The 19,700-nt window shown below is 68.0% G+C and carries 20 protein-coding genes; 11 read left to right on the top strand and 9 right to left on the bottom strand.

Features of this window, described 5'->3' with window-relative positions; all coding sequences use genetic code 11:
* Position 1: 1 nt before the first annotated feature.
* From ACK8HH_RS13505 to ACK8HH_RS13490, 4 genes are all read right to left on the bottom strand, one after another.
* Complete coding sequence (locus ACK8HH_RS13505; RefSeq protein ID WP_412475260.1) at positions 2-769, bottom strand: amino acid ABC transporter ATP-binding protein; 768 nt, start codon at positions 767-769, stop codon at positions 2-4.
* Positions 766-2,511 carry an ABC transporter substrate-binding protein/permease gene (locus ACK8HH_RS13500; RefSeq protein ID WP_222111724.1) on the bottom strand — a complete coding sequence of 582 codons (1,746 nt, stop codon included), beginning with the start codon at positions 2,509-2,511 and terminating at the stop codon, positions 766-768. Before ACK8HH_RS13500 ends, ACK8HH_RS13505 begins: the two co-directional genes overlap by 4 nt.
* Positions 2,512-2,675: 164 nt before the next feature.
* On the bottom strand, positions 2,676-3,011 hold the full coding sequence (locus ACK8HH_RS13495; RefSeq protein WP_006898253.1) for a histone-like nucleoid-structuring protein Lsr2: 336 nt from the start codon (positions 3,009-3,011) through the stop codon (positions 2,676-2,678).
* A gap of 87 nt (positions 3,012-3,098) precedes the next feature.
* Positions 3,099-3,866, bottom strand: a complete 768-nt coding sequence (locus ACK8HH_RS13490; protein WP_006898252.1) for a hypothetical protein — start codon at positions 3,864-3,866, stop codon at positions 3,099-3,101.
* A gap of 1 nt (position 3,867) precedes the next feature.
* On the opposite strand from ACK8HH_RS13490, the gene ACK8HH_RS13485 reads away from it, so the two are divergent.
* From ACK8HH_RS13485 to ACK8HH_RS13465, 5 genes are all read left to right on the top strand, one after another.
* Positions 3,868-4,725: a rhodanese-related sulfurtransferase gene (locus ACK8HH_RS13485; protein ID WP_045538322.1), complete on the top strand. Its 858-nt coding sequence runs from the start codon at positions 3,868-3,870 to the stop codon at positions 4,723-4,725.
* The gene (locus ACK8HH_RS13480) at positions 4,722-5,780 is read left to right on the top strand and encodes a CobW family GTP-binding protein (protein WP_062367785.1); all 1,059 of its coding nucleotides are present in this window, start codon (positions 4,722-4,724) and stop codon (positions 5,778-5,780) included. The genes ACK8HH_RS13485 and ACK8HH_RS13480 overlap by 4 nt, the downstream gene beginning before the upstream one ends.
* Positions 5,781-5,928: 148 nt before the next feature.
* Complete coding sequence (locus tag ACK8HH_RS13475; RefSeq protein WP_412475259.1) at positions 5,929-7,008, top strand: N-acetylmuramoyl-L-alanine amidase; 1,080 nt, start codon at positions 5,929-5,931, stop codon at positions 7,006-7,008.
* Between the two features lie 21 nt (positions 7,009-7,029).
* Positions 7,030-8,007, top strand: a complete 978-nt coding sequence (locus ACK8HH_RS13470) for an SDR family oxidoreductase (protein WP_006898248.1) — start codon at positions 7,030-7,032, stop codon at positions 8,005-8,007.
* Positions 8,004-8,564: a nucleosidase gene (locus ACK8HH_RS13465; RefSeq protein ID WP_006898247.1), complete on the top strand. Its 561-nt coding sequence runs from the start codon at positions 8,004-8,006 to the stop codon at positions 8,562-8,564. The genes ACK8HH_RS13470 and ACK8HH_RS13465 overlap by 4 nt, the downstream gene beginning before the upstream one ends.
* A gap of 37 nt (positions 8,565-8,601) precedes the next feature.
* On the opposite strand, the gene ACK8HH_RS13460 is transcribed toward ACK8HH_RS13465, so the two are convergent.
* From ACK8HH_RS13460 to ACK8HH_RS13450, 3 genes are all read right to left on the bottom strand, one after another.
* Positions 8,602-9,732 (bottom strand): DUF6542 domain-containing protein, encoded by a 1,131-nt coding sequence (locus ACK8HH_RS13460; RefSeq protein ID WP_062367783.1) that lies wholly within the window; start codon positions 9,730-9,732, stop codon positions 8,602-8,604.
* A gap of 91 nt (positions 9,733-9,823) precedes the next feature.
* On the bottom strand, positions 9,824-10,903 hold the full coding sequence (locus tag ACK8HH_RS13455; RefSeq protein WP_412475258.1) for a DNA recombination protein RmuC: 1,080 nt from the start codon (positions 10,901-10,903) through the stop codon (positions 9,824-9,826).
* A 121-nt stretch (positions 10,904-11,024) separates the two neighbouring features.
* Positions 11,025-11,555 (bottom strand): methylated-DNA--[protein]-cysteine S-methyltransferase, encoded by a 531-nt coding sequence (locus ACK8HH_RS13450; protein WP_062367781.1) that lies wholly within the window; start codon positions 11,553-11,555, stop codon positions 11,025-11,027.
* A 179-nt stretch (positions 11,556-11,734) separates the two neighbouring features.
* Between ACK8HH_RS13450 and ACK8HH_RS13445 the strand changes: the two genes are divergently transcribed.
* The 5 genes from ACK8HH_RS13445 (at position 11,735) to ACK8HH_RS13425 (ending at position 16,612) form a co-directional block, all read left to right on the top strand.
* Positions 11,735-13,021: an AI-2E family transporter gene (locus ACK8HH_RS13445; RefSeq protein WP_006895777.1), complete on the top strand. Its 1,287-nt coding sequence runs from the start codon at positions 11,735-11,737 to the stop codon at positions 13,019-13,021.
* A gap of 6 nt (positions 13,022-13,027) precedes the next feature.
* On the top strand, positions 13,028-14,107 hold the full coding sequence (gene ychF, locus ACK8HH_RS13440) for a redox-regulated ATPase YchF (RefSeq protein WP_006895779.1): 1,080 nt from the start codon (positions 13,028-13,030) through the stop codon (positions 14,105-14,107).
* Positions 14,108-14,333: 226 nt separating this feature from the next.
* Entirely contained in the window at positions 14,334-15,335 is a 1,002-nt protein-coding gene (locus tag ACK8HH_RS13435; protein ID WP_278124539.1) for a quinone oxidoreductase family protein, read from the top strand.
* Positions 15,336-15,399: 64 nt separating this feature from the next.
* Complete coding sequence (locus ACK8HH_RS13430; protein ID WP_062367780.1) at positions 15,400-15,678, top strand: putative quinol monooxygenase; 279 nt, start codon at positions 15,400-15,402, stop codon at positions 15,676-15,678.
* Between the two features lie 94 nt (positions 15,679-15,772).
* Positions 15,773-16,612: a class I SAM-dependent methyltransferase gene (locus ACK8HH_RS13425; RefSeq protein WP_222111729.1), complete on the top strand. Its 840-nt coding sequence runs from the start codon at positions 15,773-15,775 to the stop codon at positions 16,610-16,612.
* 22 nt (positions 16,613-16,634) lie between these two features.
* On the opposite strand, the gene arr is transcribed toward ACK8HH_RS13425, so the two are convergent.
* Both arr and ACK8HH_RS13415 read right to left on the bottom strand, forming a co-directional pair.
* Positions 16,635-17,045, bottom strand: a complete 411-nt coding sequence (gene arr / locus ACK8HH_RS13420) for an NAD(+)--rifampin ADP-ribosyltransferase (RefSeq protein WP_222111730.1) — start codon at positions 17,043-17,045, stop codon at positions 16,635-16,637.
* Between the two features lie 67 nt (positions 17,046-17,112).
* Entirely contained in the window at positions 17,113-17,892 is a 780-nt protein-coding gene (locus tag ACK8HH_RS13415; protein WP_222111731.1) for an alpha/beta fold hydrolase, read from the bottom strand.
* Positions 17,893-17,943: 51 nt separating this feature from the next.
* On the opposite strand from ACK8HH_RS13415, the gene ACK8HH_RS13410 reads away from it, so the two are divergent.
* Positions 17,944-19,692 carry a GNAT family N-acetyltransferase gene (locus tag ACK8HH_RS13410; protein WP_412475257.1) on the top strand — a complete coding sequence of 583 codons (1,749 nt, stop codon included), beginning with the start codon at positions 17,944-17,946 and terminating at the stop codon, positions 19,690-19,692.
* Positions 19,693-19,700 lie beyond the last annotated feature (8 nt).

Genomic DNA, 19,700 nt, shown 5'->3' with positions numbered 1-19,700 from the left:
GTCAGAGGATCTGCGACAGGAACGTCTTCAGGCGGTCGCTGCGCGCATCGGTGAAGATCTGTTCCGGTGCCCCGGTCTCCACCACCATTCCCTCGTCCATGAACACGACGTGGTCGGAGACGTCGCGGGCATAGCCCATCTCGTGCGTCACCACGATCATCGTCATGCCCTGTTCGGACAGATCGGTCATCAACGCGAGCACACCCTTGACCAGCTCCGGGTCCAAGGCGCTGGTGGCCTCGTCGAAGAACATGATCTGCGGATGCATGGCCAGGGCACGGGCGATGGCCACGCGCTGCTGCTGTCCGCCCGAGAGGGTCGAGGGCCGCGCGTCGGCCTTGTGCGCCAATCCCACCGACTCGAGTTGGGCGATGGCGAGCGCCCGCGCCTCGTCCTTGCCGAGGCCGAGCAGTTTGCGCGGACCGAGTTCCACATTCTGCGCCACGGTGCGGTGCGGGAACAGATTGAACTGCTGGAACACCATGCCGATCCGGCGGCGCAGTTGATCCGGGTCCTCCTTCAAGACGCTGCGGCCGTCGATCAAGATATCGCCCTGTTGCGGCTCGTGGAGCCGGTTGAGGACGCGCAGGAGCGTGGACTTGCCCGATCCGGACGGACCGATGACCGTGGTGGTGGTACCGGCCTCCACATGGATGTCCACGCCGCGCAGGACGTGGTTGTCGCCGAAGCTCAGGTGCAGGTCCTGCCCGGTGAGGGAGACCGCGGCACCGCGATCGACGAGGGGATGCGAGTTCGCCACGATGCTCACGCCTTTCCAGTGCGCAGACGGTTGTCGATGTAGTTGACGAGGTGGGTCAGCGGCACCGTCATCACGAGATACAGCAGGCCTGCGGCCAGCAGCGGGGTGAGATTGCCGCTGTTGGCATTGAAGTCCTTGCCCACGGCGAACAGTTCCCGCTGCGTCAGCGTCAGACCCAGGAAGTAGATCAGCGACGAGTCCTTGATGAGCACGATGAACTGGTTGACCAGAGCCGGAAGGACGCGTCGGACGCCCTGGGGGATCACTACCAGTCGCATGGATCGGCGGTAGGAGAAGCCGAGCGCCCGCGCGGCCTCCATCTGACCCGATTCCACGCTCTGGATGCCGGATCGGAAGATCTCGCCGATATAGGCGGCGGCGAGCAGGGCGAGGGCCACCGAGCCGAGCCAGAAGGGATTGCCGCCGGTCAGGTTCTTCACCACCGGCCCGAATCCCAGGCCGACCATCAGAATGACGACGACGGCGGGCAGGCCGCGGAAGATATCGGTGTAGACGCGGGCCGGCCAACGCAGCCACCGGCTGCGCGACATCCCGGCCATCGCCAGGAGCATGCCGCCGACGGTGCCCAGGATTCCCGACGTGATCGCGATCTTCAGGGTGTTCGGCAGACCGGTCTTGATCAGTTCGGGCAGTGCCTTGGTGAACTGTTCACCGCTGAAGAAGGTCTCGCGCAGTTGCTGCCACGTGCTCTTCGGCGCGGCGTCGGCGGCGTCGGCTTTCGGCTTGCCCTCATTCGCCTTCGCGATCGCTTCGAAGTCGGGCAGCACCGGCTTCGGCGCGGCCTTGGAGCCCGGCTTCCAGCCGTCCGGAAGCGGTCGCGGCGCCCAATCGCTGTACAGGCGAGCCCAGGTGCCGTCCGCGATGATCGCGTCGAGCCCGCTGTTCAGCGCGTCGACGAGCGGTTGATTGCCCTTGGCGACGGCCCACGCGGTGAAGTTATTGATGCTGAAGGTGTTCTCCAGGATCTTCATTCCGTCTGCGGCCTGAACGGTGCCCTCGGCCTGCTGGCTCGGGGCCACCCATGCGTCGATCTGACCGGATTTCAGGTTTGCGTATGCGGTCGCATAGTCCGGGAACTTCACCGCGCTCAGCTTGAGGGTGTTCGTGACGTAGTCGTCCTGAACCGTGCCCTGAACGACGCCGATCCGGGTGCTCGGGTTGAGATCGCCGAAGCTCTGCACCCGGCCGTTCGCCGGGCCGGCCAGAGCGAAGTAGCCGAAGTCGTAACCGTTGGTGAAGTCGACGGTCTGGCGACGTTCGTCAGTGGTGGTGATCGACGACGATCCCACGTCGTACCGGTGCCCGGCGACCTGGGCGAGCAGGCCGGAGAACTCCGTGCCGATGAATTCCACTTTGAGACCGAGCTTGGCGGCGATCGCCTTGAGCATCTCGTTGTCCATGCCCGTGTACTGCTGCTGCGAATTCACACAGATACTGGGCGGCGCATCCGACAGCGTGCCGACCACCAGGGTTCCGGGCTTGATGAGGCCGAGCCTGGAGGTGTCGATCTCGTCGAGCGGCCGAGTCGACTCGGTGGTGAACCGGTCGGGGGCCGCAGCGGCGCTGGCGAGATTCGTCGGTGCGGCGGAGGCGCTCTCCACGCCGGGAGGTGAGCAGAGTCCGGAATCGTCGCTGGACGCCGAACTGGAGCAGGATGCCAGCAGCGCCACCAGCAGAGCGACGGCCAGCAGCGGCAGCCAGCGCCGGCGGGCTGCGGAAAGCAGAGTCATGATTGGACAGGGTAATCCGGCGCGCTGCTGATTCCGCAATTAAAACCACGGGGTGAGAAAACTCGGCCGCGGTGTAACGGACGGATCGGACGCCGATCGCAAAACGCCCCGGACCGGTCAGTGAGACCTGGTCCGGGGCGCTGTGGCCGACGCGTCGGCGAGTGTCAGTTCGCTGCTTCGTACGCCGCGATGATGTCTGCCGGAATGCGGCCGCGATCACTGACCGTGTAACCGTTGTCGGACGCCCACTGGCGGATCACGCGGGTGTTGGTGCGGCCACGTGCGGCGGTCGGCGCGGCGCGGCGAGCGGCGGCGCGACCGCCGGTGACACGAGATGCGGCGATGTACGTGGCGACGTGGTTGCGGAACTCTTCGGCATGCTCGGGGGAGGTGTCGAACTCGTAGTTCTTACCGTCCAGACTCCAGTGGACGGTTTCGTACTCGTCGAGTTCTGCGCCGTCGATATCGTCGACGATCTGGATCACGGTCTTCTTGGCCATCTGTGGTCCTCCGGTTGATTCGAGCCCGCCGCGCATGTCCTCACCCGAGTGTGCCGCGGCGTTTATCTGCGCTCAGCGTACACGTATTCAACGGGTCGGGACCACTGGTGAGGAATTGCGATTATCGACCGTCGGGCTATCGGCGTCGGAATCCAATCCGAGCAGTGATGCGGGGGCGCGTTCATCCGCCCTAATCGCACTGTATCCATTAGCGGTAATCGCGAATCCGGTGCCGGAACTGGACTCTACGCAGTAGAGGTCGTCGGAATCGGTGAGACAGGCGAAACGGTCGACATTGATCGCACGACCGGAGCCGAGGATGCGTGACCGGAACAACACCGGATAACTGTTAGCGCACGCGCCTGCTTTCGGTCCGTTGGCGTCGAGCACCACGTAATCGGCCTGCCAATCGCACTCGGCGGTGGCGTCGGCGGCGCGTTTGGCGCCCCGGACGTGCTCGCCGACGCACACCAGAGCATCGGCGCCGTTGTTGCCGGTGGAGCATCTCACGCCGCGGTCCGGCGTCGAGAAATGAAAACCGGAGACATCGGACGTCCGGCCGTCGGCCGAGGTGGCGCCGACCTGGAATCCGGAATTGCTGGCTCGAGGCGCCGCCTTGATGACGCGTTCATAGCTCCACGGAGCCTCCGTTCGGCGGATGCCGACCGTGCGGGACGCGGATGTCGGCGAGAGCGAAGGCGCCGGCGATTCGGTGCTCGGCGCATTCGTGCCCGGGATCACGATCTTGCTGGGTGATGCGTCCGTGCTCAGCAGCGAACACGACGTCAGGACCGAGACGCCGAGGCATACCAGGGCGACGAGGGGCAGGCGTGTTCGAGGTCCGTACCCTTGCACTGTGGCGACTCCCAAGATCGTGTTGTTCTACGTCTTCGCTCCGCTGCCGGACCCGGAGGCGATCCGACTCTGGCAACAGAGCGTCTGCGAGGCCTCCGGACTGCGCGGCAGGATCATCGTGTCATCTCACGGCATCAACGCAACAGTGGGAGGTGACATCCGCGACGTCAAACGTTATGTCCGTGCCACCCGGAGCTATCCCGCATTCAAAGACGCCGACATCAAATGGTCGGACGGAACAGGCGATGATTTCCCGCGCCTGAGCGTGAAGGTGCGCCCGGAGATAGTGACCTTCGGCGCCGCCGAAGAACTGCGTCTGGACGATCACGGTGTGGTCGGCACCGGTGTGCGTCTGGCGCCGGAACAGTTGCACGAGCTCGTCGACCGGCGCGGTGACGAAGTGGTCTTCCTGGACGGCCGTAACAAGATCGAGGCGCAGATCGGCCGATTCCGGGATGCGGTGGTCCCCGACGTCACCACCACGCGGGATTTCCTTCCGCTTCTGGAAAGCGGTGCGCTCGATCATCTCAAAGGCCGGCCGGTCGTCACATATTGCACCGGCGGTGTCCGCTGCGAGGTGCTCAGCGCATTGATGAAAGCTCGTGGATTCGACGAGGTGTATCAGCTCGACGGGGGAATTGTCCGCTACGGAGAACAGTACGGCGACAGCGGTCTGTGGGAGGGCTCACTCTACGTTTTCGACAAACGCATGAGAATCGACTTCAGTCCGGAAGCGGCGGTGATAGGGAAGTGCCTTCGCTGCGGTACTCCGACGAGCGATGTCGCCAATCTGCCGGACGGCGACGGTCGCGATCTGGCGGTGCTCTGCGCCGACTGCCGCGGTGAGCAGACGACGTGACCGCATCCGCCGCACCGGTCGTGGTGCTCGCGGGATTCCTCGGCGCGGGCAAGACCACGCTCCTCAACCATGTTCTCCGGCACGCGGGTGGCCGGCGGATCGGAGTTCTCGTCAACGACTTCGGGTCCATCAACATCGACGCTCTTCTGGTCTCCGGACAGTCGGGCGGCACGCTCAGCCTTGAGAACGGATGTATGTGCTGCACTACCGATGCGTCGGATTTCGCCGAGACACTCGCCGGCCTGACCGCCCCGGGAAACGGCATCGACGCGGTCTTGATCGAGGCCAGCGGAATCGCCGAACCCAAGGCACTGATCCGGATGGTGCTGTCGGCGCGAAGCTCCACCGTGGCGTACGGCGGCCTCGTCTACGTCGTCGACGCCGCTCACTACGACGACACGATCGCCGAACACCCGCAACTCGGTGAGCATCTCGCGATCGCTGATCTGGTGGTCTGCAATAAGATCGATCTGCTCGCCGGCCAGGACGCCGTGCAATCGCTGATCGCGCGGCTTCGAATGATCAACTCCACCGCTCCGATCCTGCCGGTGGCGGACGCGGCGGTGGACCCGGAACTCTTCTTCGAGCCCGCTGCGGAGATCGCCCGAGACGACGGTCCTCGTCAGTTGAGCTTCGATGAACTGCTCCTCGCCGACGACCACGACCACCCCGACGGCCACGACCACGGTCACGATCATGTGCACGCCGGTTTCGAGTCAGCGGCGCTCGAGACCTCCGCGCCGGTGGACCCTCGGCGCCTCGCGCAGTTCCTCGAACGACCGCCCGCCGGCGCTTACCGGATCAAGGGAACGGTGCTGGTCGATCTCGACGGGCACCGCGACACCGCGTACACGGTTCAGGCTGTCGGAGGCTTCGTCCGAGTCGACGCCGGCTCGTGGCGCGGACGGACGCCGGGTACGTCACTCGTCGTCATCGGGGCGGGGCTCGATGCGGCGGCCACCCGCGAAGCACTCGACGGTCTCGTCGCGCCCGCCGATCCCGACGATGTGAACGGAATCCTCCATCTGACGCGTCATCTGGTCACAGCAACCTAACGATTCCCGGTGAGATCCGAGCCTGCGTTTGCCGTCTAGCCTCAAGCACTGGTTCACTGTTACCAAAGTTGTCTGTGTGACAGATGGTGTTTGGATCCTCGGAAGGAGAGTGGTGTGTGCGCCTCGTGCCCGCACACCCAACCCGCCCATGAATGCTGTACGTTTCCGCCGGCGTGCGCTGATCGCGTCGTCCGTCCTCGCGTCGTCTGTCCTCGTCGGAGGACTGCTGACGGTCGCGCCCACCGAAGCGGCGCCCAAGACCGCGGCGCCCAAGAGTGGTGAGTTGGCGGGCAAGACGGTGTTCCTCGACCCGGGCCATCAGGGATCGGCGGCGGGCCACGATCTGGCGAAGCAGGTGCCGGACGGGCGCGGCGGCAAGAAGGACTGCCAGACCACGGGTGCCACCGCGGTCACCGGCAAGGCCGAGCACACGATCAACTGGGACGTCTCCCAGCTGGTGAAGGCCGCACTCGAGAGCAAGGGTGCCCGCGTGGTGATGAGTCGCAACGACGACACCGGCTGGGGCGGTTGCGTCGACGAGCGGGCGGAGGCCGCGAGCCGGTCGGGCGCCGCGCTGGCAGTGAGCATCCACGCGGACTCGACGAGCACCGGTGCCGATTCCAGCAAGACCGGCTTTCACATGATCGTGCCGACGCTGCCGATCCCGGACAAGACCGTCGACTCGGTGCAGTCGGGCGAGGGCCGCAAGGCGTCGAACACCCTGCGTGACGCTATGAAGAAGGCTGGCTTCGCCCCGGCCAACTACCTGGGCGCTGTCGACGGAATCGTGACGCGGCCGGACATCGCCGCGGTCAATCTCACGCGCGTGCCGGCGGCCTTCATCGAGATGGGCAATCTGTCCGATCCGGCCGAGGCGGCCGTCCTGTCGTCCCCGCAGGGGGCCACCAAGTACGCGGTCGCGATCACCGAGGGCATCTCGGCCTACCTCGACGGACACGCGGCCGCGGCCAATCCGACCGCACCGGCTCCGGACCCCGGTGCCCAGCCGAGTGCACCGGCAGCCGAGAGCCCGTCCGAAGGCACCGACCTGTCGGGGCTGAGCGGAGTGGAGGCGATCGGCCCGCTGATCGACAAGCTCGCCAAGGCCAAGAGCCCGCAGGAGGCGCAGCGCATTCTGATGACCGACGGCCAGGACGTCTCGGCCAACGTGCTCAAAGCGATCCTCGCGGTGGTCTACGCGGTGTTCGGCGGCAAGCTCCCGATCTGACGAGTGGACTAAGGTTGTGTCATGGGTCTCATGACATCGCTGAAACTTCCCAGCCTGCAGTCCGTCCGGGAGCTGTTCGTGGTGCCGACTCCCGTGCCCTCGCTTCATGATCGCAAAGTGCTGATCACCGGCGCCGCCAGCGGCATCGGCCGCGCCACCGCGCTGGCGGCCGCCGACGCCGGGGCGCAGCTCGTGCTCACGGACATTCAGGCCGACGCTCTCGACGCGGTGGTCGCGGAGATTCTCGATCGACGGGGCACCGTTCTCTACCACCGTGCCGGCGACGTCTCCGACTACGAGTGGGTGGCGGCGTTCGCGCGGGGCGTCGACGCGGAGGTCGGCGTGATGGACGTCGTCATGAACGTGGCGGGCGTGTCGGCGTGGGGGACGGTCGAGCGCTTGGAACACCGCCATTGGAAGAAGATGGTGGACGTCAATCTGATGGGCCCCATCCACATCATCGAGTCGTTCGTGCCTCAGATGGTCCGCCGCGGCACCGGCGGTCACCTCGTGAACGTGTCGTCGGCCGCCGGGCTGCTGGCACTGCCGTGGCACGCCGCCTACAGCGCCAGCAAGTTCGGTATCCGGGGCGTGTCGGAGGTACTGCGATTCGATCTCCGACGCCACAACATCGGAGTCTCGCTGGTGTGCCCGGGCGGTGTGGCGACTCCCTTGGTCGAGACCGTCGACATCGTCGGTCTCGATCGCGGCAACACCGCCATCCAGCGCGAGATCGCGGGTTTCCACAAGATCGCGGTCACGCCTGAGAAGGCGGCATCGGCGATCCTCCGCGGAGTCACCCGCAACAAGTTCATGGTCTACACCTCGTTCGACATCCGGTTCGGCTACTGGTGGGCGCGGAAGTTCGCGCTTCCCTACGAGGTGGTGATGCGCATCGCGAACAACCGATTCGACTACTTGGCGCGCCTCAGCGACCTCGCCTCCGCGGCAGGTGCCGCGGACCGGACCGGAACCGAGGCGTCGCGGCGCGCTGAGTGAGCGCGCCGGACGGGGTGCTGGTGGTCTCGGCCACCCGCGCCGAGGCCGCGCATGTGCCGCCGGGGGCCGATCTGCTCATCACCGGTATCGGGAAGGTTCGCGCGGCCAGCAAGGTGACGCACCGGCTGGCTGTCGGTGACTACCGCCGGGTGATCAACATCGGCACCGCGGGGGCGCTGCGCGACGGGCGCACCGGACTCTTCACACCTTCGCGAGTCATCGAGCACGACATCAGTGCCGCGGATCTCGCCGCAATGGGCTATCACACGGTTGACGAATGGGACGTGGCGGGCGGCGACGGCAGCGTGCTGGCTACCGGGGACACATTCGTGAACGATCCGCTGCACCGGGACCGGCTCGCGTTGCGGGCCGATCTCGTCGACATGGAGGGCGCGGCGATCGCTCACGTCTGCGCCGAGTACGGACTGCCTCTCCGCGTGGTCAAGGTCGTCACAGACAATGCCGACGACTCGGCGTTCGACTGGCCGCGGGCCATCGCGGCCGCGGCACGCGACCTCGGCGACTGGCTCGACGGAAGTCGGTTCGGCGAGATCTGAGGTCTCGACGCCCGGCCGGCTCGGGGCCGGTATCGACTCAGCGCTCGTCGGCGCCGGCCGTCAGGTCCTCGATCTGGCTCTTGTCCCGCAGCTGGCCCGCGGTGCGACGCGGACGGCCTTTGGGATCGCGCGGCGGGATGGTCTGCGGCGCGGCGCGGCGACGGGGTGCGTCGGCGGCTGCCGGCGAGGCGGCCGGAGCCGGTCGGGGCCGGGGCGCCGGGCGAGTCGGGGACGGAGCGGGGCTCTGCGCCGCTGCCGGCCGTCGCTGAGCGGCCGCGGGATCGGCGGAGGGCTTGGCGGCGGGCCGGGCGCCGGCAGCGCGCTGGGGCGCGGGCTTGGCCGGTGCGGCCTTCGACGCAGCAGCGGTTCGGGGGGCTGCGGGGGAAGTGGCTGCACGCTTGGTGGCCGCGTCCTTCGCGTTCGCGGAGCCCTTCGGGGCCGCCGCCGCGGCGGGCACTCGCTTGGTCGCGGCAGTTCTGCTCCTGGTCTCGCGCGTCGCTGCGTCCTTGGGCTGTGTGCCGGCCGCCGCGTCTCTCGTGGCCGTGCGTTTCGTCGCAGAGGTGCCTGCCGCACCGGTTCGCCGCGTTGCGGATGCCTTGGCCTGAGCGCCGGCCGCCGCCGGAGTGGCGGCGCGCTTGGGGGAGCCGGTCTTGCCCGAGGACCCGGAGCGGGGTGCGGTCTTCTTCGCGGGGGCGGCCCGCCGACCGGACTCGGCGGTGGTCGGACGCGACTTCCCGGTGAACTTGCCGAACACGGCCAGGCCCTGGGGGCGAGCCAGGAGCAATCGCGCCACCACAACGGCCAGGGTCAGGACGAAGGCCAGCAGGATCCATGGAAAGCTCGTCGCGATCGGCAGGATCACCTTCAGGACGATGTCCCGCATGCCCTGCGCGCTGTCGGAACTCAGGGTGTAGAGGGTGACGATGCCGACCACGAACGCGACCAGCGGCGGTTGTGCCGCCGCGGTGAACAGTGCTCGTTGCCGCACGCACAGTGCGGCCAGAACGCACCCGAGCAGGTAGCACACCTTGAACGCCCGGCCCAGTGACGATGACGTATCGGCGCTGATGACGGCGCCGAGAGTCGTGGCTCCGACGGCGATCAGAACGGCGCCCCACCAGGGCACACCCCGGATGGTGGGCAGGACGGACCGCTCGTCGGCGGGCACGGCAGAGCCGGCTAGCAAGCGCGAAAACACAACTAAACGGTACCGTTAACTCCGCCGATCGCCGTGATCCGAAGCCGTGAGTTTCCTGAATCTATCGGCTCGGTGATATTGATCTCACCACCGAATCGACGGGGCTGATCCCGTCGCTGACCCGCACCGACGGGTTGGCGGTACCCGAGAGGGCTTCCAGATCTACGAGCTTGCGGGCGGTGACTCCGAGGCGACTGTCGATGGCTCCGACCGTCGAGTTGTACGACTCCACGGCCCGGCGCAGGGACGCACCGGTCTTCTCCAGGTGGCCGAGCACTTGGTCTATCCGCTGGTACAGCTGGCGACCGAGAGCATGAATGGTCTCGGCGTCCTCGGCGAGCGCATACTGACGCCAGCCCAGGGCGACGGTTCGCAGCAGGGCGATCAGGGTGCTGGGCGTGGCGAGCACCACGTCACGGGAGAACGCGTAGTCGAGGAGCCCCGGGTCGCCGCGCAGCGCAGATTCGAGAACCCCGTCGCCGGGCAGGAACAGAACGACGAATTCCGGCGACACGGGTTGTGCGGACCAGTACGACTTCGCGGACAGCACGTTCACGTGCGCCCGCACGGCCTGCGCGTGCCGGGCGATGACCTCGCGGTTGTCGGGGACTGCGCCGGAGGTCGATTCCAGGTACGCGTGCAGCGGCACTTTGGCGTCCACCGCGATCCGTCGTCCACCGGCGAGTTGAACCACCAGGTCGGGTCGCACGGCCCGGTCGGCGTCCGACTGCCCCTGTACCTGCGTCGCGAAATCGCAGTGCCGCGACATCCCGGACAGTTCGACGATTCTTTCGAGTTGGATCTCGCCCCAGCGGCCGCGAACGTGCGGTGCGTGGAGTGCACTTGCCAACTGGCTGGTCTGCTGGTGCAGTCGCTGCGAGGTCGCGTGCACTCCGCGCATCTGTTCGGCGAGGCCGGCGTAGGCGTGGGCACGTCCGGCCTCGCTCCGCCGCAGTTCCTCCGACAGCCGTCCGAGTGTCTCGCGCAGCGGACCCACCACGAGGTCGACCTCCGCGCCCAGCGACGGCCCGGGACGTTCGCCGCCGGAGTGATGTCCGCCCGTCGCCGTACCGCGGGCGAACCACCCGAGGAGTGCGCCGACGATGAGACAGAGCGGGCCGATGATCGCTGCTGGTGTCATGCCGCCATCTTGGCGCGAGCCTCTGACATCGATCCCGGGCGTCGATCCCGGCCTGGCAGCTCCCCGACGGCTCGAGGCGCACGGGCTACTCGTCGTCCGGACCGCGGCGTCGGTGGCCGGCTCAGTCTTCGAGGTCGGGCGGCGGCTCCTCACGAGCGAGAAGGTTCCGCTTGAGATCGAGCCCGTAGCGGAACCCGCCGAGACCGCCGCTCGTCCTGGTGACGCGGTGGCAGGGAACGAACAGGGCGGCGGCGTTGCGCACACAGCATTGAGCGGCGCCGCGGACCGCTGCCGGACGCCCCGCGCGTTCGGCGAGCTGACCGTAGGTGACCGGGTATCCCGCCGGCACCAGCCGCAATGCCGACCACGCCGCGGCGATGAACGGGCCCGCGATCTGACGCACCGCGACACCGGACGGAGCGGCGAAGTCGCCGTCGTAGTAAGCGGTCACAGCGTCGGCGACCGGGCCCGCCGGGCGCCGGCTGAGCTGACCACCGCGCAAGGCGGGAGCGATGAGCCCGGCGAGATACTCGGCCGACTCGGTCCAGCCGGCGGCGTGCACGGTGTCCGCGTCGTCGTACAGGACGGTGAACGGGCCGTCGGCGGTGGCGACGGTGGTCCAGCCGAGGGCTGGGGCTGTTGGCATGGTCATCGGACCTCCCGGTGTCGGCCGGCGAGGTGATGGACTCGCCGGGATCAGACTGACGTCTACTGAATTGGACGCACCGCACCGTGGTTCGGTTCCATTCCCGTCTCCCGGCGCGTACGACAGTCGGACGACCCCTCGCGCGGCGGACCGCGGATGTCGGAGGCGTATGTGAAGATTGGCGCGTGAGCGACCGAAACGACGAATCTTCGCCGGAACCCGACACCGGGACGAGCGACCGCGCCGACGCAGCCGCCGCGGAGCCGACCCCGGAGCGATTGCTGAACCCGGTCACCGGCAAGCCCTATCCGACGCGCGGCAGGGTGTTCCTGACGGGCCTGCGGTCCTCGTCCATCGTGTCCTTGCAGATGCTGCTGGTGATGGTGTTCCTGTTCGCGCTGCTGTGGGTGATGTCCAAGCTCTGGGTGATCCTGCTGCCGGTGATCCTCGGTATCGTCGTCGCGACGGTGCTGTGGCCGCCTGTCCGATGGCTGCTCTCGAAGCGGGTGCCGCCCGCGGCGGCGACCCTCGTGGTGCTGCTGGCGGCGATCGCGGTCATCGGCGGCGTCATCGGCGGCATCGTGCCGTCAGTCATCGACCAGGCGCCGCAGCTGGCCGATCGCGCCGTCGACGGTGTGCATCGGGTTCAGGAGTGGATCCAGGGTCCGCCGCTCAACGTCGGCGACGATCAGATCAATGCTCTCGTCAACGAGATCACCAGCAAGCTGCAGAAGAGCGCGACCACGATCGCCTCGGGTGTGTTCAGCGGAGTCGGCGTCGCGACCTCGGTGCTGGTGACGCTGTTCACGACCGTCGTCCTGGTGTTCTTCTTCCTCAAGGACGGGCCCAAGTTCCTGCCGTGGCTCAACCGCACGATGGGGGCCGAGGGGGCCGTTCACATCAGCGAGATCCTGCGGCGGATGTGGGAGACGCTGGGCGGCTTCATCCGAACCCAGGCCATCGTCAGCTTCGTGGATGCGGCCCTGATCGGCATCGGCCTGGTGGTGCTCGACGTGCCGCTCGCGGGAGTGCTGATCGTCATCACGTTCATGGGCGGATTCATCCCGATCGTGGGTGCCTTCGTCGCCGGTGCGCTCGCGGTGCTGATCGCGCTCGTGTCGAACGGGCTCACCTCTGCCCTGATCGTGCTCGGAATCATCCTGGCGGTGCAGCAGTTGGAGGGCAATGTCCTCTCGCCGTGGCTGCAGGCCAAGTCGATGAACCTGCACGCGGTCATCGTGCTGCTGTCGGTGACGTTGGGCGGCAGTCTCTTCGGCATCACCGGAGCGTTCCTCGCGGTGCCCGCGGCGTCGTGTCTCGCCGTCGCCCTGAGGTACATCCTCGAACAGATCGGCAGAGCCGCGGGCGATGAGATAGCCGCTGAAGACGAGGCGGCCCGGGCGGCGCAGCAGGAGTCCCGCAAGCGCAGGCGCGGGCCGGGTAGGTCGGGCGCGCAGACGCAGATAGACTGACCTCCCGTGAGTCTTACCCTCGGAATCGTCGGCCTGCCCAATGTCGGAAAGTCGACGCTCTTCAACGCCCTGACCCGTAACGACGTGCTCGCCGCGAATTACCCGTTCGCCACCATCGAGCCGAACGTCGGTGTCGTGGAACTGCCCGACGCGCGGCTCGACCGGCTCGCCGAGATCTTCGGCAGCGAACGGATCCTCCCCGCCGTCGTGTCTTTCGTCGACATCGCGGGAATCGTCAAGGGCGCATCGGAGGGCGAGGGCATGGGCAACCAGTTCCTCGCGAACATCCGCGAGGCCGACGCCATCTGCCAGGTGGTCCGCGTGTTCTCCGACGACGACGTGGTGCACGTCGACGGCCGCGTCGATCCGCGCGCCGACATCGAGGTCATCGAGACCGAACTGATCCTGGCGGACATGCAGACTCTCGAGAAGGCGATTCCGCGTCTCGAGAAGGAGGCGAAGAAGAACAAGGACCAGGCGGAGTCGCTCGACGCGGCCAAGAAGGCGCAGGCGGTTCTTGACAGCGGCAAGACGTTGTTCTCGGTGAAGGACTCGTTCGACCTGTCGTCGGTGCGCGAACTGCATCTGCTGACCGCCAAGCCGTTCCTCTACGTCTTCAACGCCGACGAGGCCGTTCTCACCGACGAGGCACGCAAGCAGGAACTCCGCGACGCCGTCGCACCGGCCGACTGCGTCTTTCTGGACGCCAAGGTCGAGAGCGAACTCCTCGAACTCGAGGAGGAGGACGCTCAGGAACTCCTCGACTCGATCGGGCAGGACGAGCCCGGTCTGCGTCAGCTCGCCCGCGCCGGTTTCCACACGCTCGGTCTGCAGACCTACCTCACCGCCGGTCCCAAGGAGGCGCGCGCCTGGACCATCCGCCAGGGCGACACCGCGCCCAAGGCCGCGGGCGTCATCCACACCGACTTCGAGAAGGGCTTCATCAAGGCCGAGATCGTGTCGTTCACCGACCTCGACGCCGCCGGCTCGATGAACGCGGCCAAGGCCGCGGGCAAGGTTCGCATGGAGGGCAAGGACTACGTGATGGCCGACGGCGACGTAGTCGAGTTCCGGTTTAACGTCTAGCGATAATGACGGGCAGTCCGGTTCGCTGGTGACACCCTCGGGTCACCAGCGTCGATCTCGGCTGGGGCGACCCACCCACGCAGGCACTCGTTCCCGACACCGTCCTTCCAACTGAAGAGGATGCGGCATCAAGCCCGGGGGCGCTGCACCTTCTGTGCGGCTTGCCCGGGTCCTCGACCACCATGAACATGGTTGAGGACGTCTACGCCGAGTGACGATCCGAGTGATGAACGGAGAGCAGATGACCGAGACGATGCGTGCCCTTGTGTCCGGACGCGGACCCGAGTGGATTCTCGCCGATGCGGCGCTTCCCGAGCCCGGTCCGGGCCAGGTGCTCATTCGCAACCGCGCCGCGGCGACCAACAACGCCGATCTCCCGATGCTGGCCGAGGCCGACCCCACCAGAGGCGGACACGGCCGTGAGTTCATCGCCGGATTCGAGTACGCGGGGGAGATCGCAGCTCTCGGAGAGGACGCCGGCGACTGGCAGGTCGGGGACCCGGTGATGGGCACTTTTCCGTCCGCGTTCGCGGACTACCTGATCGCGGACCACCGCTTCGTGCTGCCCCGTCCCGAGGGGTTGGCCGCGGACATCGCCTGCGCGTTGCCGACAGCGCTCCTCACCGAGTTCGGTGCTCTCACTGTCGCCGGGTTCGTGCCGGGGCGAAGCGTTCTCATCACGGGCGCGACCACCGGCATCGGCCTGGTCGGCGTGCAGATGGCGAAGGTGCTCGGCGCTTCCTCGGTCGTCGCGACCACACGTACCTCCGGCAAGCGTGAACTTCTCGCCGGTCTCGGCGCGGATACGGTGATCGTCACCGGCGACGAGGACCTGACTCAGGCAACACTCGCCGCGACCGGCGGCAAGGGCGCCGACGTCGTCCTCGACCATGTCGCCGGCGAGACCTTCGCGCAATGCCTTCCCGCGACCGCCGAGGACGGTCACGTCGTCAACATCGGTCGCCTCGCAGGTCCCGCGTCCACGATCGACCTCGACGCGTTGTCCTACCGGCACCTGACCGTCCACGGCGTCTCGTTCGGGTTCTCCCGCGACTGGGAGACCGTGCCGATCCTCGAAAGTCTGAGCGCTGACGTGCTGCCCGCAGTCGCCCGCGGCGAGATCCAGCCCGTCATCGACTCCGTCGTGGACGTCGCCGACTTCCAGCAGGTCGCAGAACGGCTTCGTTCAGGGAAGGCGGTCGGCAAGGCCGTCCTGGTATTCGGCTAGATGTGGTGCGCCCGATGACCTCGTCACGTGAGCAGCACTCGACCCGCAACGGAAGTCGTCCGGCATGACTGAGGTCGTCGTCAGCGGCAGGCTGATCTGCGGCGATGACGCGCAGACCGCGATCGTCGAGCGACTTCTGCCGCGACATGTCGAACTCACCCGGGCCGAACCCGGATGCGTCGCGTTCTCGGTGCTGCCGACGTCGGAGCCGGGCGTGTGGGCGGTCGACGAGACGTTCGTCGACGCGGCGGCGTTCCGAGCGCACCAGAGGCGGGTCGCGTCGAGCGAGTGGGGCCGGATGACCGCCGGAATCGAGCGCGTCTACACGACCCAGGGCAGCTGAGGCGGACCGGCACATCGACCGTCCTCGCGCCGTCCAGGGCCGTCGATCGGCGTGGCTGCTGGCATATCGGCCTTCTTCCTGGTAGTTAGTTGCGATGACAGAACAAGAATCGTCATTCAGCCGGACCGCACTCTTCTCCGCCGCAGCGCGCGCAGCGCACGCGCTCGTCGACAGCCCACCGCACTTGCTCGTGGACGACGCCGCTCAAGAACTGTGTCGGCTGACGAGTCCGTCGCCTCTCGATTTCCAGTTGGCGCAACCCGAGGCGCCCATCCTCGCCGCCGCGCGCCTGACCGCGTGCGCGCGATCTCGCTACGCGGAGACGTTGCTCGCCGAGACGGGAAACGACCAAGTCGTCGTGGTCGGCGCCGGTCTGGACGCCACTGCGCTCCGGCTCCCGACCGGCAGACACCGGGTGTGGGTGGTGGACCGTCCGGGAGTGCTGCAGTGGCGGGCGCGGCTGTTCGCACAGGCCGACCTCGCGGACACCGCGACAAGCGTCGCCGCTGATCTCGCCGACGGTCTGCGAGTAGGCGATCTCGAGAATGCAGGAGTCGACCTCACCCGCCCTGTCACCGTGCTCTGGCTCGGTGTCAGCATGTACCTCGCACCCGATGAGTGCCGCAGGTTCTTCGGCGACGTCAGCGCGCTGGCCGACGGATCCGCGCTCGTCTTCGACTACCACCTGAGCCGGGAACTGCGCGACGACGCCGGCCGCGACTACGCATGTGCGGTCGCGGCGATGGCGGGCGCGAGCGGTGAGCCGTGGCAATGCGCGGCGTCCCCGGACTCGGTCGCGCGATGGCTCACCGAGCACGGGTGGCGGGTGGAGGCCGATATCGACGAAGCGGACGCGACCGACGACGGCTTCTTCGACCGGCAGCAGTACTTGTCGCCGATGCGGCTGGTACGCCTCGTCCACGCGGTCCGGTGACGGTCCCTCGCGCCGCGTGACCTCAGTTGATGATCTCGCTGCCGCCGTGTTCGAGAGTCGCGGCCAGCCGCTCGCGCCAGGTTCGGAGCTCGTCCGCCGTGAGACGCTTCCAATCGGTGACCTCGCCGACCACGCGAAGCGGGTGGACGCTGCGATACGACCGGGTGGGATTGCCGGGGAATTTCTTGTCGGTGACATTCGGATCGTTCTCGAAGTCGCCGGTCGGTTGCACGAGGTAGACCCGTGGTTCGCCGTCGCCGACCGCGAGTTCGGCAGCGAGGCCGGCGCCGTCTTGCAGCGCGGTGAAGTAGATGTGGTTCATCACCACTTCGGGACGGTAGTTGGACCGGAACCCGGCGGTGAGGTGGTCTCCGATGTCGAGGTCGGCCTTCGTCCCGTGAAAGAACGGTCCCTCGTCCAGCACGTCGTTCACCGAGTCAGGCTACCCGATCCGGTGCTGCCCGACTCGGTGGCTGACGGGCCGCGCTCAGCGTGCCGCGTCACCGTCGCTCCGCGACCTGTCGGTGCAGCAGGCTCGGCCACAGTGCCATCTCTGCCGGTGTGCGTGCCACGGTCAGAGTCGCGTGCGGCAGCAGGTCGACGAGCGCCTCCGCGGTCGACAGCGGATGTCCGGCGTCGTCGGTCCACGCCAGAATCGAGGTCGGGACGTCGATCGCCGCGACGTGAGCGGGCGAGGGGAGGTCGCTGAGGGCGGCGCCGCGCAGAACGGCCGGCAGCAGGTCTGCGGCGACGGCCGGCACCGTCTCGCGGGTGCCCGCGAGCGCCGGGGGCCGGGGTGCAGTGCGTCCCGCGTCGATGAACGCGTCGATCCCCTCCGTCTCGACGGTGTCGGCGGCTGCCCGATACATCTCGGCCATCGCGGGCCGGCTGTCCCACGCGGTCGGTGGGATCACCAGCGTGAGCCCGGAGAAACGACCGGGATCGAGGACGGCGGCGTGCAACAGAGTGCCGGTGCCCATCGACGGCCCGACACCGTGCACCCGCTCGCCGGGGAACCAGGAGTCGAGCAGCCGCAGCAGGTCGTCGGCCAGCACCGGCCATCGATGGTCGCGGGGCTCCGGCCGCCCGGTCGACCGACCGTGCGCCCGCGCGTCGTAGCGCAGGAGGCGAGTGCCGCTGAGGCCGCGGCCCAGGTCGAGCCCCAGCGTCCGGTCGCGTGAGCGACTCGATGTGAGGCCGTGCAGCTGGACCACCGGCCACCCGTGCTCATCACTGAACTCGACGTCGAGGTCGGCTCCCGGAACGGTGAACGTCGTCATGGCTCTCCTCTGGGATTGCGGCCGCCGCGATGAGGGGTAGCGTAGCCGCTCATGCGGCTCACCAACGTCGGCCACCTCCGTCTCCCGTTCGGGCGACTGTACGGCTACGACGTCGCCGTGTCCGCTCCGGGAGACGACCTGCCGCTCTCTTTCGACCAGCGCAGGCACGTCGGTGCCGGCGACCGTCCGGGATCGTGGATGGCGCTCTCGTTCGAACTCGCCGAGACGATTCCGCGCGACCGCCTCGCCGACGCCTGGCTGCGGGTCGTCGACAGGCACGGGACGCTCCGGACGGTCGTCGTCGACGGGGGCGAGGGACCGCGCCTGCGTGAGGTCCGCATCGGAGCGGGAGCGTGGATCGAGCATCCGGTGGCTCCCGGCCAAGCCGTCAACGACGCGCTCCGGTCGGTGCTCGACGCGCACTGCAGGCCCTACTCGCGACCGTCCCACCGCCTGTGCGTGCTGGAGAAGGCCGCGGGTCCCACCGTGGTCGTGGCCGCCGACCACGCGCATGTCGACATGTGGTCGATGCTGGTGGTGGCGCGCGACCTGCTCGCCGCACTGGCCGGCTCGCTCGACGGCGAGGTGCCCGCGTTCGTCGAGCACACTCGGGCGATGGCGAACCGGCCCACGGCTCCGTCCGACGTCCGGACGCGATGGGCGCAGATCCTCGCCGCCGGCGGCGACGTGATGCCGCGCTTCCCGTTGCCGCTGGGCACGGCGGAACCGAGCGCCGAACGCGTGGAGGTCCGCGACGTGTTCGACGTCGACGACAGCGCCGCGTTCTCGGCGCAGGCTCGGGCCGACGGCGTGTCCACGCTCTCGGCCGCGGTGTCGGTGATGACGTCGGTGACGCGGGAACTGGCGGGAACGCCACTGCGCGCCGTGTTCCCCGTACACAGCCGCTACGACGCGGCCTGGCACGAGTCGGTCGGCTGGTTCATCACCAACTCCGTCATCGAATCGTGCGACCCCGCCCCGTCGGCCTGCGCCGAAGCCGTCCGCGAAGCGGTCCGCCTCGGATCCTGGCCGCTGCGAGAGATTCTGGAACCGTGGGGCGGTGACATGCCCGAGGCACCCGGGATGTTCGCGGTGTCGTGGCTCGACCTGCGCCGGCTGCCGGTTCGGATCGATTCGGCGCGGATCGACGCCCAGTACGTGGGCGCCGTGATCCGAACCGACGGTGTGATGCTGTGGTTCATCCTCGACGAGGCCGGCCTGCATCTGAGGTGCCGCTATCCGGACACCGCGGAGGCCAGGACCAACGTCGGCGGGTGGCTGGATCTGCTCGTCGCGCGCCTGCAGGAGAGGTCACGATCGTCCGCGGGCGACGTGCTGCGCGTGAGCGGTCGGACATTCCGCATTCAGCGGGCGCGACGGTCGGACGTCCCGGCGATCGTCGACCTGCTCTCCGACGACGAGATCGGGCGCGATCGCGAAGGCGCCGAACTGGAACGGTACGAAGCGGCGTTCGACGTCCTGATCCGAGACCGCGCCCACTACCTCGCTGTGGTCCGGGACGAGCGGGATCGGACCGTCGCGACGATGCAACTGACGGTGATCGGCGGCCTCTCGCGCGGCGGCACCACGCGGCTGCAGATCGAGGGTCTCCGCGTCGCCGAATCGGAGCGCTCCCGCGGACTCGGGACTGCGATGCTCGACTGGGCGCACGCCCACGGTCGCGCGCACGGGGCACACCTGGCCCAACTCGCCACCGATGAGGCGCGCATCCGTGCGCGTGCCTTCTACGCCCGGGCCGGTTACCGGGCCGAGCACGTCGGTCTCAAACGAGAGCTCTGAGCCGTCGG

Source organism: Gordonia sp. LUNF6 (assembly GCF_047041125.1).
Classification (GTDB): domain Bacteria; phylum Actinomycetota; class Actinomycetes; order Mycobacteriales; family Mycobacteriaceae; genus Gordonia; species Gordonia sihwensis.
This window is presented reverse-complemented; position numbering and strand designations above follow the sequence as displayed.